The organism is Delftia sp. 11MD (assembly GCF_050907895.1).
In the GTDB taxonomy this organism is placed as follows: domain Bacteria; phylum Pseudomonadota; class Gammaproteobacteria; order Burkholderiales; family Burkholderiaceae_C; genus Comamonas; species Comamonas tsuruhatensis.
The window spans coordinates 27,173-42,480 of record NZ_CP194333.1 but is presented as its reverse complement, the minus strand read 5'-3'; the positions used below and the strand labels follow the sequence as shown (position 1 = coordinate 42,480).

Genomic DNA, 15,308 nt, shown 5'->3' with positions numbered 1-15,308 from the left:
CCGCGATTTTCCCACCTTTGCCGCACCAGTGCCTTGCAAGGGGTCGGCCGGCCCTGCCACCGGGCCGGCACTGCGCCGGTGTTCCACGTGAAACAGTGCGGCGGGCGGCCGCATTCTCCGCAGGATGCTGCGCGCCGCCGCCCGCAGGGCGGCCCGCTTGCAAGAAACATGTGCAGGGCCTGTGATGCAATGGCGGCCATGCAGATCCTCATCTTCGCGGGCAGTACCCGCCAACAATCGCACAACCGGCGCCTGGCCGCCGCCGCCGCCGACATGGCCCGTGAACTGGGCGCCCAGCCCACGCTGCTGGAGCTGTCGGATTTCGACATCCCCATGTACAACGCCGACCTGGAGGCCAGCGGCACGCCGCCTGACGTGCTGCGCTTCAAGGCCGCGCTGCACAGCCACCCGGCCTGGCTGATCTGCTCGCCCGAGTACAACGGCAGCTACCCTGCCCTGCTCAAGAACGCCATCGACTGGGCTTCCAGCCCCGTGGCCGGTGATCCGGTCTGGTCCGATGGCACCCTGCCCTTTCGCGGCAAGGTCGTGGGCATGGCCAGCGCCTCGCCCGGCGGCCTGGGCGGCCTGCGCGCCCAGTCGCACCTGGCGCCGCTGCTGCTGAACCTGCAGTGCTGGCTGGCCCCCGTGAGCCACGCCGTGGGCCAGGCAGGCCAGGCATTCGACGACGCCGGCCGCCTGCAGCGATCCCAGGACCAGCAGGGCATGAAGGCCGTGCTGGAACAGGTGCTCTGGGCTGCACAGCGCCTGTCGGCCTGAACCCTGGCGCCAGCGCGGTCCCATCATGCGCAGCCCCGCCACATGGGGTTAGCATGGGCGCTTGTCTTTCTTACCCTGATCGGAAGCCATCCACCATGAAGCTCTACTACAGCCCTGGCGCCTGCTCTCTGTCTCCCCACATCGTCCTGCACGAGGCAGGCCTGGCCTACGAGCCGGTCCTGGCCAGCACCAAGACGCACAAGCTGCAGGACGGCACGGACTACTACGGCATCAACCCGCTGGGCTATGTTCCCTTCCTCGTGCTCGACGACGGCGACACGCTGCATGAAGGCCCGGCCATCGTCCAGTACCTGGCCGATCTGGTCCCCGAGAAGAAGCTGGCCCCGGCCAACGGCACCATGGCCCGCTACCACCTGCAGGAGTGGCTGAACTTCATCGGCACCGAGCTGCACAAGGGCTTCGGTCCCCTGTTCAACCCCGCCACGCCCGACGACTACAAGCCCGTGGTGCGCCAGCGCGTGCTGGACCGCCTCAAGTGGGTGGACGGCGAGCTCAATGGCCGCGACTACCTGATGGGCGAGCAGTTCACCGTGGCCGACGCCTACCTGTTCACCGTGACGGGCTGGGCCCAGTTCGTGGGCGTGGACATCTCCGAGCTGACCAACCTCCTGGCCTACCGCGAGCGCGTGCTGGCCCGCCCTGCCGTGCAGGCCGCGATGAAGGCCGAAGGCCTGCTCAAGTAAGCAGCGCCGCGCTGCTGCGCTCAAGGCCTGACGGGGCCGGCTGGTGTGGAACCGGCCGGCCCTTTGTCTTTGGTGCCTGCGGCGCAGGCCTGGCGCCTGCGGATGCGCGGCTGCACCTCGGCGGGTGCCGCGCGCATCTGCCGGGCCATGCGGCATGCGGGCGTCGCCTGCACGACAGCGCGCAAATCCCTGGCCTGCACGATTGATTCCATGGGCGTAATCTGTGCCGTACGCCGCGCCGCCCGCACGGGCGGCGCTTTTGCTTCACGCACAGAAAGCCCCGTTGCATGACCTCTCTGTTCGAACCCATACAGGCTGGCGAACTGCGCCTGCCCAACCGCATCGCCATGGCGCCGCTGACGCGCAACCGCGCACCCCAGGCCCTGCCCAACGACATCATGGTCACCTACTACGCCCAGCGCGCCAGCGCCGGCCTGCTGATCAGCGAAGGCACGGCCATCAGCCACCAAGGCCAGGGCTATGCCCATGTGCCGGGCCTGTACGGCAGCGAGCAGCTCGACGGCTGGAAGCGCGTGACCGACGCCGTGCACAAGGAGGGCGGGCGCATCGTCACCCAGCTGTGGCATGTGGGCCGGGTCTCGCACACCTCGCTGCAGCCCGAAGGCCAGGCGCCCGTGGGACCGTCCCCGGTGGCGGCCAGATCCAAGACCTATGTGATCGACGAGGACTCGGGCAAGGGCCAGTTCGTGCCCACCTCCGCGCCGCGCGCGCTCGCCCAGCAGGAGCTTCCCGCCATCGTCCACAGCTTCGCCGTGGCCGCGCGCAATGCCGTGGAGACGGCCGGTTTCGACGGCGTGGAGCTGCACGGCGCCAACGGCTACCTGCTGGACCAGTTCCTCAAGACCGGTGCCAACCAGCGCGATGACGACTACGGCGGCAGCATCGAGAACCGCGCCCGCCTGCTGCTCGAATGCACGCGCGCCGCCGCCGATGCCGTGGGCGGCGGCCGCGTGGGCATACGCCTGTCGCCCGTGACGCCGGCCAACGACATCGCCGATGCCGATCCCCAGCCGCTGTTCGAATACGTGGTGCGCCAGCTGGCGCCGCTGGGCCTGGCCTACATCCACATCATCGAAGGCTCCACCGGTGGCCCGCGTGAATTGCCGGACCGGCCCTTCGACTACGCGGCCCTCAAATCCGCCTACCGCCAGGCCGGTGGCCAGGGCGCCTGGATGGTCAACAACGGCTATGACCGCGACATGGCCCTGCGCGCCGTGGAAAGCGGCCACGCCGATATCGTGGCCTTCGGCAAGGCCTTCATCTCCAATCCCGACCTGGTCCACCGCCTGCACGACGACCTGCCGCTGAACCCCTGGAACTCCAGCCTGTTCTACGGCGGCGGCGCAGAGGGCTATATCGACTACCCGTTCGCGCGCCAGGCCTGATTGGCGGCCGCACAAACAAAAAGCGGAGTGCATCGCACTCCGCTTTTTTTATCCAGACGATTCATGTGGAACAGGGGCCGGGCCCCTGTCCCTGCGTCCGCTATCTCAGGCGTGTTCCAGCAGCTGGGTCTCGCGCGTGTCACGGCCAGAGGCCAGCGAGGCGCGGCCTGCGGCCGGTGCCAGGCTGGGCTGGCCCTGGGAGGGACGGCCGTAGGAAGCATGCGAGCCCATGGATGCCACGGCCGCACCGGCAATGCGGAACTGGCCCACCACCTGCGCCAGGCGCGCGGCCTGCTCGCGCAGCGACTCGGCAGCGGCGGCTGATTCCTCGACCAGGGCTGCGTTCTGCTGCGTCATGCGGTCGATGTCGCCCACGGCCTGGTTGACCTGGCCGATGCCGCCCGACTGCTCGCTGGAAGCCGCCGTGATCTCGCCAATGATGTCGCCCACGCGCTGCACGCTGTCCACGATCTCCTTCATGGTCTTGCCAGCATCCTCCACCTGGCGCACGCCCACGTCCACGGCCTGCACGCTGGTCTGGATCAGCGCCTTGATCTCGCTGGCCGCCTGGGCCGAGCGCTGGGCCAGGGATCGCACCTCGGCCGCCACCACGGCAAAGCCGCGGCCCTGCTCGCCGGCGCGCGCCGCTTCCACGGCGGCGTTCAGCGCCAGGATGTTGGTCTGGAAGGCGATGGAGTCGATCAGGCCGATGATGTCGCCGATCTTGCGGCTGGAGGTCGTGATCTCCTGCATGCTCACCACGGCCTGGGCCACCACGTCGCCACCGCGCGTGGCCGTGGTCGAGGCAGAGGCCGCCAGCTGGTTGGCCAGCTGCGAGGACGATGCCGTCTGCTGCACCGTGGCCGTGAGCTGGGACAGCGAGGCCACGGTCTCCTGCACATTGCTGGCCGTCTGCTCTGTGCGCGAGGACAGGTCCTGGTTGCCCGTGGCGATCTCCTGGCTGGCCGTGGCGATGTTGCCGCTGGCATCGCGCACCTGGGTCACCATGGAGCCCAGGCTCTGCTGCATCTGGTCCAGCGCGCGCTGCAGGTCGGCCACCTCGTCCTTGCCCTCCACCTTCACGCTCTGCGACAGGTCGCCCTGGGCGATGGTCAGCGCCGTCTGGCGCGCCTGCACCAGGGGGCGGCAGATGGACAGCATGTTCATCAGCGTCAGCGGCACCACCACCAGCACCGTGAGCACCACGGCGGCAACGAAGATCCACTGCGTCTGCTCGGCCACGCCCTGCTCCTCGGCGGCCATGGCATCGACCTGCTGGCGCAGCAGCTGGTCGAGCTGGGCGATGAGCTTTTCGACCTCGGCCACCTCGGCCATGGCCTTGCCGCTCATGCGGTTGGCCGTGGTGGCCGTGTCGTAGCCACCGGCCTCCAGCTGGCGCGCAATGTGCTCGAACTGCTGGCGGTAGCGGTCCACACGGTCGGAGATGCCGCTGACGATGGCATCGTCGGCAGGGTCCTCGTCCTTCAGAAAACGCCCCGCCACGGCCTTGACGCGCTCGATGGCCGCCAGCCACTGCCCGTGGGCCTTGCGCACCTCGTCGGCACGCTCGTACTGGATGATCATGTCCTTTTCATGGGCGCGCACCGCGCCCAGCTCGGCGCGCAACTCCACCATGTAGCCCATCTTGGCGTACGAGGTATGCATGAACTGCTGACTCATGCCATGGATGCGGAACATGCCCAGCATCCCGGCTCCGCCCAGCAGACCCAGCAGCACCAGCACCATGGCGATGGCACCCAGCATCCGCGTGCGGATCGTGAAAGCCCGCATCATTCCCAACAAGTTCATGACCGTTTTCCTCTCTGTCAGTCAGGGCGCACGCACGGTCTCCAAATGCATAGCGCCAACGTAAATACAAATTGTTGCAGTTTGTCAGATGATCGCCAATGGTCTATGACGGTTTTTGCATATTCACGGCTCTTTTCGATCTATCGGCCATTGCAGCGGATCATTGAGCCGGCCGACTCACATCGAGTTGGGCCAAATCAACCCTTGCCCAGCCAGACGCTTGACCTTGCCATGGTGTCAGGGTTCAACATGCCGTCCATGGCTTGCGCCACTTCGGCGCGCCCCAACCAGGAGCTAGAAATGCAACATGTTTTCACCGTGCAGGGCATGACCTGCGGCCACTGCGAACGCGCCGTCACCCAGGCCGTGCAGGGCGTGGATGACCAGGCCCAGGTAAAAATCGATCGCGCAGCCCAGCGCGTGGAAGTCGACAGCAGCGCCAGCCGCGAGGCGCTGGGCGCGGCCATCGCCGAAGAAGGCTACAAGGTCGCCTGAGTCCCCGGAGTGACACGCACCATGTCCGCCCAAGCACAGCACTGGCCCGTCTCCATCGGCGAGGCCGCGCGCCGCGCCGGTGTCTCGGCGCGCATGGTGCGCCACTACGAAGCCCAGGGCCTGCTGCCGCCCATGCACCGCACGGACGGCGGCTACCGCCAGTACGCCGAGTCCGACGTGCACGCCCTGCGCTTCATCCGCCGCGCCCGCGACCTCGGTTTCTCCATGGACGAGATCGCCACCTTGCTGGGCCTGTGGCAGGACAAGAGCCGTGCCAGCAGCCAGGTCAAGAACATCGCCCAGCGCCACATCGACGCACTGACCGAGCGCATCGCCGCCATGCAGGCCATGCAGCGCACGCTCAAGACCCTGGTGCAATGCTGCCACGGCGACGACCGGCCGGACTGCCCGATATTGGATGATCTGGCGGCGCCCGACACAGTGGGAAGCGGCGCTTAATTTAAGCTGTGGTCATGCTCACCACGCCCACCCAGCTTCACCAATGGTTGCTTGAGCCTGAAGGTCAGCGGCTTGAGTTCAAGGAAGCCAAGCAGCGTTATGACTTTGAAAAACTGCTCAAGTACTGCGTAGCCCTGGCCAACGAAGGCGGCGGCGCCATCGTGCTGGGTGTGACCGACAAACGACCTCGCCTCATCGTAGGTACGCAGGCGTTCGAAGACCCGGGCCGCACCGAGGCCGGATTGCACCAGAGACTGGGCCACCGTATCCCTGTTGAGGAACTGCGCCTGCCGCAAGGCCGTGTGCTGGTTGTGCGTGTGCCCTCCCGGCTGCCCGGCACGGCATGGCAGATCGACGGCAGCTTTCTCAAACGGGCCGGCGATGATCTGGCGGCAATGAGCGCGCAAGAACTGCGGGCCATCTTCGATGAAACCGGCCCCGACTTCTCGGCACAGCCATGCCCAGGGGCCACGCTGGAGGATCTGGAGCCGTCATCCATTGCATTGTTCCGGGAGCGCTGGGCTCGCAAAGGCAATACCCCTCGCAGACGCGAACTGGGCGACGAACAGACCTTGCGGGATGCAGAGTTGCTCGTAGAAGGCAATCAGGTGAGCTATGCCGCGCTCATCCTGTTCGGCAAAAGAGCGGCTCTGACAAGATGGTTGGCCCAGGCGGAGCTGGTATTTGAATACCGGTCGTCCGAAGCTGCAGGACCGGCTGCCGATCGCGAGGAATTTCGAGAGGGCTTTTTTGCGTGGCAGGACGCGCTCTGGAAAAAGATCAACTTGCGCAATGACCGCCAAAGCTACCAGGACGACTTTTTCCGCATGGACCTGCCGACATTTGCCGAGGTTCCGGTCCGGGAAGCGCTCCTGAACGCGGTTGCCCATCGGGACTATCGCTTGGGTGGCTCGATTTTCGTCAGGCAATTTTCCAAGCGGCTGGAGGTGATCAGCCCGGGAGGGCTGCCTCCCGGAATCACGCCCGAGAACATCATTGATCAACAGAATCCGCGCAATCGCAGACTCGCCGAAGCCCTCGCCCGCTGCGGCTTGATCGAGCGCTCTGGTCAAGGCCTGAACCTGATGGTGGAAAGCGCCGTGCGACAAGGCAAGCCCCTGCCCAGCCTTGCGGGAACATCCGCCCACGAAGTACGGCTGACCCTGGAAGGTGGGGTGCGCAACCCGGCCTTCGTACGCTTCATGGAGCACCTCGGCGAAGAGAAGCTGAGCAGCTTCTCGACATTGGACTACCTCGCGCTGGAATGCCTGCAACAGGAAAAGCCGCTGTCTGCCCCTTTGAGGGAACGCCTTGCAGGCCTGCTGGCGGCGGGAGCGGTGGAATCCATAGGTCGAGGCAAAGGGACGCGCTACATCCTGTCCGAGGCCTTGTATGCGTCTTTGGGCGCCAAAGGAACGCATACCCGGCAACGCGGCCTGGACAGAGAGACCAACAAGGCGCTGCTGCTCAAACACCTCACAAAGCACAGAGAGCATGGCGCTGCGCTGGCCGAACTGCGGCAGGTGCTGCCGTCCTTGCCAATGAGTGCCGTTCAGGATTTGCTGAAAGAGCTGCGCAATGAGGGGCGCCTCCAGCTGATGGGTGCGCGCCGTTGGGCACGATGGCATTTGTCGGATTGATATCTGCAGCGTTTGGGCCGTGGCATCAAGACCGGTCTATGAGTCCAAAAGATGCCAAGTTCTTTAGCCTCTTTTAGAGAGTGCGAAAAACTGTTTAACCACAACGACTTATAAAGCGCCCCAAAATTGCCGGAGGCTCTTTTAGGCTCTTGGAAACACCTCTATAGAACCAAAGCTCTGCGGGCATGTGCGGCTTCGGCTCAATCCTTGGAAGGGTTTGCCGCGCGCTTTGCGGAGGCCGCGCGCCGAGCAGGCTCCGCCCTGCGCAACACCCCCCCCATCAAGGTATCAATGCACTGCTGCGCCACTTCCTCGGCCGAGTACTGGCCGCCGGGCTGGTACCAGCGGCCTATCCAGCTGAGCGCGCCGGCAATCACGAAGGCGGTCATCTTGGGGTCGCAGGGGGCCAGGGAGCCCTCCTGCACGCCGGCGGCCACCAGGCGCCGGAAGGCCTGGTCTATGGCGGCCTTCTGGCGGCGCAGTTCGCGGCGGCTGTCGGGGGGGACCTGTTCGTCGCCGACACGGATCAGGCACATGCCGAAGTCCATGGTGACGATGCGCGCATAGACCTGCATGCAGGCGCGCAGCTGGTCCACGGCTTGGCCACCTGCGCGGCGCGAGGCCTCGATGCCTTCCAGCGTCATGGCCAGGCCCTGGTTCACGCACTGCAGCAGGATCTCGTCCTTGTTCTTGACGTAGTAGTACAGCGTGGGCTTGCTCACGCCCAGCCGCGCGGCGATGTCGTCCAGCGAGGTGGCGGAGAAGCCGCGCTCGTTGAACAGCTGCGCGGCGGCCTGCAGCACGGCCTGGCGCTTGGCCTCGCGCTGCTGCTCGCGGTCGGGCGTGCCGCTCCAGGGCGAGTCCACGGCGGGCGCCGCACGGCCTTTGCGGGCGCGGGTTCCGGGGCTGGGGCTGGGGCTGGGGCTGGGGCTGGGGCTGGGGCTGGGGCTGGGGCTGGGGCTGGGGCTGGGGCTGGGGCTGGGGCTGGGTCGGGTCTTGGTTTCAGGGCTCGATGGCTTCATGGCGGCGGTCGCACCGGGGAAATCACCGATGCTGCATGCGGTGGGCGACAACCAGAATCTACTCCAAAGTAAGCAGTCTACGCACCAGTAGGCTCCTGCCCGGCTCGACGAACCAACGCACGAGACAGCCATGGAGACACACCCCGACGGCGGCCCGCCCGCCCCCTTGCTGCAGGTCGATGGCATCACGCTCGCCTTTGGCGGAGTGAAGGCGCTGTCGGGCGTGGGCTTCGATGTGCAGCCCGGCTCGATCACGGCCGTGATCGGTCCCAACGGCGCGGGCAAGACGTCGCTGTTCAACACCATCTCGGGCTTTTACCGGCCCACGGGCGGCTCCATCCGCTTCCAGGGCGAGGACATCACGCGCGTGCCGGCGCCGCGCCGCGCGCGGCTGGGCCTGGGGCGCAGCTTCCAGAACATTGCGCTGTTCCGGGGCATGACGGTGCTGGACAACATCAAGCTGGGCCGCCACGCCCACCTGCGCACCAACGTGTTCGATGCCCTGCTCTACCTGGGCCGCGCTCGCCGCGAAGAGGCCGAGCTGCGCCGCGACATCGAGGAGCGCATCATCGATTTCCTGGAGATAGACCACATCCGACATGCGCCCGTGGCCGCCCTGTCCTACGGCCTGCAAAAGCGCGTGGAGATGGCGCGCGCCCTGGCCATGCAGCCGCGCATCCTGATGCTGGACGAGCCCGTGGCCGGCATGAACCGCGAGGAGACCGAGGACATGGCGCGCTTCATCCTGGACGTGCGCGCCGAATGGGGCGTGACCGTGCTCATGGTGGAGCACGACATGGGCATGGTCATGGACCTGTCCGACCATGTGGTGGTGCTCAACTTCGGCCAGGTCATCGCCCAGGGCACGCCCGCCGTGGTGCAGACCGATCCCGAGGTGAACCGGGCCTACCTGGGCGCCGGTGATGTGGGCGAGCTGCGGCGCCGGCTGCGCGGCGCGTCCGCCCGGCCGGAGCCCGCCACGCCGCAGCCTGCCCTGGCACAGGAAGCCGCATGATGGACTGGGCCTACCTGTTCGAGATTGCCCTCACGGGCCTGGCCGGCGGCGGCCTGTATGCGCTGGCCGCGCTGGCCTTCGTGGTGGTCTACAAGGCCACGCGCGTGGTCAACATCGCCATCGGCGAGCTGCTGATGGTGGGCGCCTACCTGTTCTTCACCTTCGCGGCCATGTTCGCGCTGCCGCTGTGGCTGGCCATTCCCGCCGCCGTGCTGGGCACGGGGCTGCTGGGCGCGCTGATCGAGCGCACCATGATCCGGCCGCTGCTGGGCGAGCCGCCGATCTCGGTGTTCATGGTCACCGTGGGCCTGGCCTCGGTGCTGGTGGGCCTGGTGGAGCTGATCTGGACGGCCGACCAGCGCCGCCTGCCCGAGTTCATGCCCACGCAGCCCGTGATGATCGGCGAGGCCTTTCTCGCGCCCAAGGTGGCCTGGGGCGCAGCCGTGGCCGTGGTCTTCATCGCGGCCGTGCTGCTGGTGTTCCGCTACTGGCGCGGCGGCGTGGCCCTGCGTGCGACGGCCAGCGACCAGGCAGCGGCCTATTCGGTGGGCATCAACGTGCCGCGCGTGTTCTCGCTGGCCTGGGTGGTGTCGGCCATGATCGCCGCCGTGTCGGGAATCATCGTCGGCTCCATCGGCGGCATCTCGTCGAGCATGGGCGTGTTCGGCCTGTCGGTGCTGGTGGTCGTCATCGTGGGCGGGCTGGACAGCGTGCTGGGCGCACTGGTCGGCGGCCTGTTCATCGGCCTGGTGGAGGCGCTGGCCGGCGCCTACCTGGGCGGCGAATACAAGCTGCTGGCCACCTTCATCGTGCTGGTCGTGGTGCTGATGCTCAGGCCCTACGGCCTGTTCGGCACGCACGAGATCGAGCGGCTCTAGACAGTTTCGCAAGGACGGCAGCATGCGCATAGGCACCCTCAAGGAAAGCTACATCGCCGACGCGGCGCTGTTCGACTCCCGCACGCAACGCATCTGGCTGGCCGTGGCCGGCGCGCTGCTGCTGCTGTTCCCCTTCATGGCCAGCGACTACTGGCTGTACCTGGCCTGCCTGGTCAGCATCAACGTGGCCAGCGCCACGGGGCTGAACATCCTCACGGGCTACACGGGCCTGGTGAGCCTGGGCCAGGCTGCCTTCATGGGACTGGGCGCCTACACGGTGGCCATCGTGCAGGCGCGCTGGGGCACGCCCGTGCTGTTCAACCTGCTGGCGGGCGGCTTCGTGGCCATGCTGGGCGGCATCGTGGTGGGCCTGCCCTCGCTGCGCGTCAAGGGCCTGTACCTGGCGATTGCCACCATCGCGGCCTCGTTCATCGCCCATTTCCTGTTCGCCAACCTCAGGCTCACGGGCGGCACGGCGGGCCTGACGCTGCAGCCGGCCACGGTGTTCGGCGTGGCGCTGGATACGTCGTTCCGGCTGTACTGGGTGATCGTGCCGGTCACGCTGCTGATGCTGCTGGGCGCGGCCAACCTGTTTCGCACGCGCACAGGCCGCGCCTTCATCGCCATCCGCGACCGCGACATCTCGGCCGAGGTGCTGGGCATACCGCTGCTGCGCTACAAGCTGCTGTCGTTCGGGCTGTCCTCGTTCTACGCGGGCGTGGCGGGCGGGCTGTGGGCGTACTTCTTCCGTGTGGTCACGCCTGAGAGCTTTCCGCTCTTGATGTCCATCTTCTTTCTGGCAGCCATCATCGTCGGCGGCATGGGCTCCATCCTGGGCTCCATCCTGGGCGCGGTCTTCATGACCATGGTGCCGGAGCTGCTCAAGCTCATCGTGGACCTGCTGCCCGGCGGCTCCGAGCTCACCGTCTTCCTGTCGCCCGTGCGCACCATGGTGTTCGGGCTGCTGATCATCGTCTTTCTGGTCTTCGAGCCGCAGGGGCTCGCACAAATGTGGCGGCGCCTGCGCCGCTTCTTCCACCTGTGGCCCTTCCGCAATTGAGGCGGCGCCGCGCACGACAAGCAAAAGGAGACAAGCATGCAGCAACACACGACTTCCTCGCGCCGCCGCAGCCTGCTGCTGGCGGCCGGCGCCAGCCTGGCCGCGCCGCTGGCCGCCCGCGCCCAGGCTGGCGGCGAAGACATTGTGATCGGCGGCTCCATCCCCATGACGGGCGTGTTCGCCTTCGCGGGCGTGGGCATCAATGCCGGCATGGGCGACTACGTGAAGATCGTCAACGAGGCCGGCGGCATCAAGGGCCGCAAGGTCCGCTACGTGCCCGAGGACACGGGCTACAAGGTCGATGTCTCGGTGGCCGCGTTCAAGAAGATCACCAGCCAGAACAAGGTCAACCTCTACTACGGCGACTCCACGGGCTTTTCCAAGACCATCAATCCGGAGCTGGACCGCAACGGCGCCATCCTCATGGCGGGCGCCTCCTTCGCCACCGAGCTCAACAACCCGGCCAAGTACCCGAACCAGTTCCTCGTGGGGCCCGACTACACGGAGATGTTCGGCATCCTGCTCAAGCACATCGCCAAGGAAAAGCCGGGCGCCAAGGTGGCCTTCGTCTACTCCGACTCCGAATTCGGCCGCGACCCCATCGAGGCCAGCGAAGCGGCCGCCAAGAAGCTGGGCCTGAACATGGTGGCCAAGCTGATGACGCCGCCCGGCAGCGTGGACGTGTCCACCGAAGTCATCAAGCTGCGCCGCGCCGCGCCCGATTACACCATCTTCCACGGCTACATCCTCGCGCCCATTCCCGAGTTCATCCAGCAGGGTAAGCAGATGGGCATGACCAGCCGATGGATGGGCACCTTCTGGACCATGGACAGCTCCACCGTCATGAAGATGGGCGAGGCCGGCGACGGCTTCATGGGCGTCATGCCCTACCGCTACTACTACGACACCTCGGCCAAGGCGCCCATGCTGGACAAGATCCGCGCGCTGCGCCCCGAGTACCAGAGCACGGCCTATATCCAGGGCTTTCTGGCGGCCATGCTGTTCGTGGAATCGGCCAGGCGTTGCCTGGACGCGGGCAAGCCGCTCACCGGCCCCAACCTCAAGGCAGCGCTCAACTCCATCAAGGACTTCGACACGGGCGGACTGATCGGCGTGCCCATCACCATCAAGGGCAATTCCATCCCCGTGGGCCGCGTCTACAAGGCGGACATGAAGGCGCAGAAGATGCTGCCTGCGTCCGACTGGATCGCACTTTGACCGTCGTCCGAACAGACGCCCGCACATGACCGAGCAGCCCACGGACAAGGTCCTCGAAATCAACAACATCGAGGTCATCTACAACAAGGTCGTGCAGGCCCTGCGGGGCCTGTCGCTGGCCGTGCCGCGCGGCCAGATCGTGGCGCTGCTGGGCAGCAACGGCGCGGGCAAGAGCACCACGCTCAAGGCCGTCTCCGGACTGCTGGCGCTGGAGGACGGCCTGCTGGCCAGCGGCAGCGTGCGCTACAACGGCCAGTCCACCGCGCAGTACGCGCCCCAGCAGCTGGTGCGCCTGGGGCTGTCGCATGTGATGGAGGGCCGGCGCGTGTTCGAGGACCTCACGGTGGAGGAAAACCTCGTGGCCGCGACCTACGCGCTCACGGGCCGCCATCAAGTCAAGCCCGACTTCGACCTGGTCTACAGCTACTTCCCGCGCCTGCATGAGCGACGCAAAGGCCTGGCCGGCTACCTGTCGGGCGGCGAGCAGCAGATGCTGGCCATTGGCCGCGCGCTGATCGCCGAGCCCCAGCTCATGCTGCTGGACGAGCCCTCGCTGGGCCTGGCGCCCAAGCTGGTGGAGGACATCTTCACCATCATCGCGCGCATCAATGCCGAGCGCGGCACCTCCATGCTGCTGGTCGAGCAGAACGCCACCGTGGCCCTGGCCGTGGCACACAGCGGCTACATCATGGAGAACGGCAAGATCGTCATCGACGGCCCGGCCGAACGCCTGGCCCAGGATGCCGACGTGCGCGAGTTCTACCTGGGCATGGGTGGTGGCGGCGAGGCAAAAAGTTTTCGCGACCTGAAGCACTACAAGCGCCGCAAGCGCTGGTTGTCATGAAGCACCCCCTGAGTCGCTTCGCGCCTTCCCCCTCTCTCCCGCTTCGCGAGGGAGGGGGACAGCACCCTCGGTGCGGGGCGGCCCTTCCTCGGTGCTCCCGTGTGGGGGCACGCCAGTGTCACAGGCAGCGCGATGGGTCATTGATATGAAGAACCTTCCCGAACTCACCCTGCCCCAGATGCTGGCCGAACGCGCGCGCAGCGATGCCCAGCGCGTGGCCATACGGCAAAAGGACTTCGGCATCTGGAAGCCCACCAGCTGGGCGCGCTACCACGAGCGTGCCAGCCACTTCGGGCTGGGCCTGGCGCAGCTGGGCCTGCCGCCAGGCGGCCACATGGGCGTGATCTCCGAGAACCGCATCGAGTGGGTGCTGGCCCAGATGGGCGCGGGCCTGATCGGCGCCATCACCGTGGGCGTCTACCCCACCAGTCCCACGCCCGAGGTCGCCTACGTGGCCGGACACGCGGACATCGCCATCATGGTGTGCGAGGACCAGGAGCAGACCGACAAGCTGCTGGCCGCCCTGCCCGAGCTGCCGCAGCTGCAGAAAATCATCGTCATGGAGACCAAGGGCCTGCGCAGCCTTGCGCCCGAGCTGCGCGCCCTGATCACCACCTTCGACGAGGTCGAGCGCCTGGGCGCCCAGGCCGCCAGCCGCGCCCCCATCGAAGAGGCGCTGGCACGCCAGACGCTGGATGACGTGGGGCTGATGATCTACACCTCGGGCTCCACCGGCAAGCCCAAGGGCGCCATGATCACCTACCGCAACATCCGCGGCGTGGTGCCCGGCATTGCCGAGCGGCTGAGGCTGGATGGCGGCACGCGCCACCTGTCCTACCTGCCGCTGTGCCACGTGGCCGAGCAGATGCTGACCAGCTTCGTGCCGGTCTACCTGGGCTCGCAGGTGCACTTCGGCGAGTCCATCCGCACGGTGCAGGAAGACCTGCGCGAAGTCGCGCCCAACATGTTCCTGGGCGTGCCACGCATCTGGGAAAAGCTGCATGCGGCCATCAGCATCAAGATGCAGGAGACCGGGCCGCTGCGCCGCACGCTCTACCGGCGTGCCATGGCGGCCTGCGCGCCGCTGGCCGAAAAGCCCCGCAGGCAATGGAGCCTGGCCGAACACCTCACCTGGGCCGCCAGCTACTGGAGCGTGCTGCGCGCACTGCAGAACTTCATCGGCCTGCGCCAGGTGCGCGTGGCACTCACGGGCGCCGCGCCCATACCACCCGACGTGGTGCGTTTTTTCCGCACGCTGGGCGTGCCGCTGATCGAGGTCTACGGCCTGACCGAATCCACGGGCATGGTCACGGGCCACCGGCTGGACGACGTGTCCGTGGGCAGCGTGGGCGTGGCCACCGAAGGCGTGCAATGGCGCATTGCCAGCCTCGGCAGCAGCGCGGGCCACGAGGGTGACGACAGCGGCGAACTGCAGATCAAGGGCGACATGGTCTTCGCGGGCTACTACAAGAACCCGGAGGCCACGGCGCAAAGCATCCAGGACGGCTGGCTGCACACGGGCGACGTGGTGCGCCTGCAGGGCGGCCAGCTGCGCATCGTGGACCGCCTCAAGGACATCATGATCACCGCCGGCGGCAAGAACCTCACGCCCTCGGAGATCGAGAACACCATGAAGGCCAGCCCCTTCATCAAGGAGTGCATCGTCGTGGCCGAGGGCCGCAAGTTCGTGGGCGCGCTGGTTCAGCTCGACTACGAGACCGTGGGCCAATGGGCACAGGCGCGGCGCATTGCCTTCACGCATTTCCGCTCCCTGGCCGAGATGCCCGAGGTGCGCGCGCTCATCGAGGCCGAGATCGCACAGGGCAATGCGCGCCTGGCCCAGGTCTCGCATGTGCGGCGCTTCCATCTGCTGACCAAGGAGCTGGACCACGACGATGGCGAAGTCACGGCCACGATGAAGGTGCGCCGTTCTTCCATCTACAAGACCTACGCCGCCGAAATCGACGCCCTGTACCACTGA

Annotated in this window: 14 protein-coding genes; 12 read left to right on the top strand and 2 right to left on the bottom strand. The window is 66.9% G+C overall.

Annotated elements, in window-relative coordinates; genetic code table 11:
• Positions 1-189 precede the first annotated feature (189 nt).
• From ACRSCF_RS00170 to ACRSCF_RS00160, 3 genes are all read left to right on the top strand, one after another.
• Positions 190-777 carry an NADPH-dependent FMN reductase gene (locus ACRSCF_RS00170; RefSeq protein ID WP_017405070.1) on the top strand — a complete coding sequence of 196 codons (588 nt, stop codon included), beginning with the start codon at positions 190-192 and terminating at the stop codon, positions 775-777.
• Positions 778-872: 95 nt separating this feature from the next.
• A complete protein-coding gene (gene gstA, locus ACRSCF_RS00165) occupies positions 873-1,481 on the top strand; it encodes a glutathione transferase GstA (RefSeq protein ID WP_013799958.1) in 609 nt (202 codons plus the stop codon).
• A gap of 287 nt (positions 1,482-1,768) precedes the next feature.
• Complete coding sequence (locus ACRSCF_RS00160) at positions 1,769-2,887, top strand: alkene reductase (protein WP_034368550.1); 1,119 nt, start codon at positions 1,769-1,771, stop codon at positions 2,885-2,887.
• 105 nt (positions 2,888-2,992) lie between these two features.
• On the opposite strand, the gene ACRSCF_RS00155 is transcribed toward ACRSCF_RS00160, so the two are convergent.
• Positions 2,993-4,696 carry a methyl-accepting chemotaxis protein gene (locus ACRSCF_RS00155; RefSeq protein ID WP_016447285.1) on the bottom strand — a complete coding sequence of 568 codons (1,704 nt, stop codon included), beginning with the start codon at positions 4,694-4,696 and terminating at the stop codon, positions 2,993-2,995.
• Positions 4,697-4,996: 300 nt separating this feature from the next.
• Between ACRSCF_RS00155 and ACRSCF_RS00150 the strand changes: the two genes are divergently transcribed.
• From ACRSCF_RS00150 to ACRSCF_RS00140, 3 genes are read left to right on the top strand one after another with little or no spacing between them, the layout of a single operon-like run.
• Positions 4,997-5,191 carry a heavy-metal-associated domain-containing protein gene (locus ACRSCF_RS00150; RefSeq protein WP_012201975.1) on the top strand — a complete coding sequence of 65 codons (195 nt, stop codon included), beginning with the start codon at positions 4,997-4,999 and terminating at the stop codon, positions 5,189-5,191.
• A gap of 21 nt (positions 5,192-5,212) precedes the next feature.
• On the top strand, positions 5,213-5,650 hold the full coding sequence (gene cueR, locus ACRSCF_RS00145) for a Cu(I)-responsive transcriptional regulator (protein ID WP_034368566.1): 438 nt from the start codon (positions 5,213-5,215) through the stop codon (positions 5,648-5,650).
• Positions 5,651-5,664: 14 nt separating this feature from the next.
• The gene (locus ACRSCF_RS00140) at positions 5,665-7,290 is read left to right on the top strand and encodes an ATP-binding protein (protein ID WP_016447283.1); all 1,626 of its coding nucleotides are present in this window, start codon (positions 5,665-5,667) and stop codon (positions 7,288-7,290) included.
• A gap of 200 nt (positions 7,291-7,490) precedes the next feature.
• Here the strand turns inward: ACRSCF_RS00140 and ACRSCF_RS00135 are convergent, their stop codons facing one another.
• Entirely contained in the window at positions 7,491-8,312 is an 822-nt protein-coding gene (locus tag ACRSCF_RS00135) for a TetR/AcrR family transcriptional regulator (protein WP_324622879.1), read from the bottom strand.
• Between the two features lie 130 nt (positions 8,313-8,442).
• Between ACRSCF_RS00135 and ACRSCF_RS00130 the strand changes: the two genes are divergently transcribed.
• From ACRSCF_RS00130 to ACRSCF_RS00105, 6 genes are all read left to right on the top strand, one after another.
• Positions 8,443-9,327 carry an ABC transporter ATP-binding protein gene (locus ACRSCF_RS00130; protein WP_061287545.1) on the top strand — a complete coding sequence of 295 codons (885 nt, stop codon included), beginning with the start codon at positions 8,443-8,445 and terminating at the stop codon, positions 9,325-9,327.
• The gene (locus ACRSCF_RS00125; protein ID WP_016447280.1) at positions 9,324-10,205 is read left to right on the top strand and encodes a branched-chain amino acid ABC transporter permease; all 882 of its coding nucleotides are present in this window, start codon (positions 9,324-9,326) and stop codon (positions 10,203-10,205) included. Before ACRSCF_RS00130 ends, ACRSCF_RS00125 begins: the two co-directional genes overlap by 4 nt.
• Before the next feature lie 22 nt (positions 10,206-10,227).
• Positions 10,228-11,265, top strand: coding sequence for a branched-chain amino acid ABC transporter permease (locus tag ACRSCF_RS00120; protein ID WP_034365427.1), 1,038 nt, complete (start codon positions 10,228-10,230; stop codon positions 11,263-11,265).
• Positions 11,266-11,301: 36 nt separating this feature from the next.
• Positions 11,302-12,483, top strand: a complete 1,182-nt coding sequence (locus ACRSCF_RS00115; protein ID WP_244387685.1) for an ABC transporter substrate-binding protein — start codon at positions 11,302-11,304, stop codon at positions 12,481-12,483.
• A 25-nt stretch (positions 12,484-12,508) separates the two neighbouring features.
• Complete coding sequence (locus ACRSCF_RS00110) at positions 12,509-13,327, top strand: ABC transporter ATP-binding protein (protein WP_016447277.1); 819 nt, start codon at positions 12,509-12,511, stop codon at positions 13,325-13,327.
• A gap of 145 nt (positions 13,328-13,472) precedes the next feature.
• On the top strand, positions 13,473-15,308 hold the full coding sequence (locus tag ACRSCF_RS00105) for an AMP-dependent synthetase/ligase (RefSeq protein WP_244387684.1): 1,836 nt from the start codon (positions 13,473-13,475) through the stop codon (positions 15,306-15,308).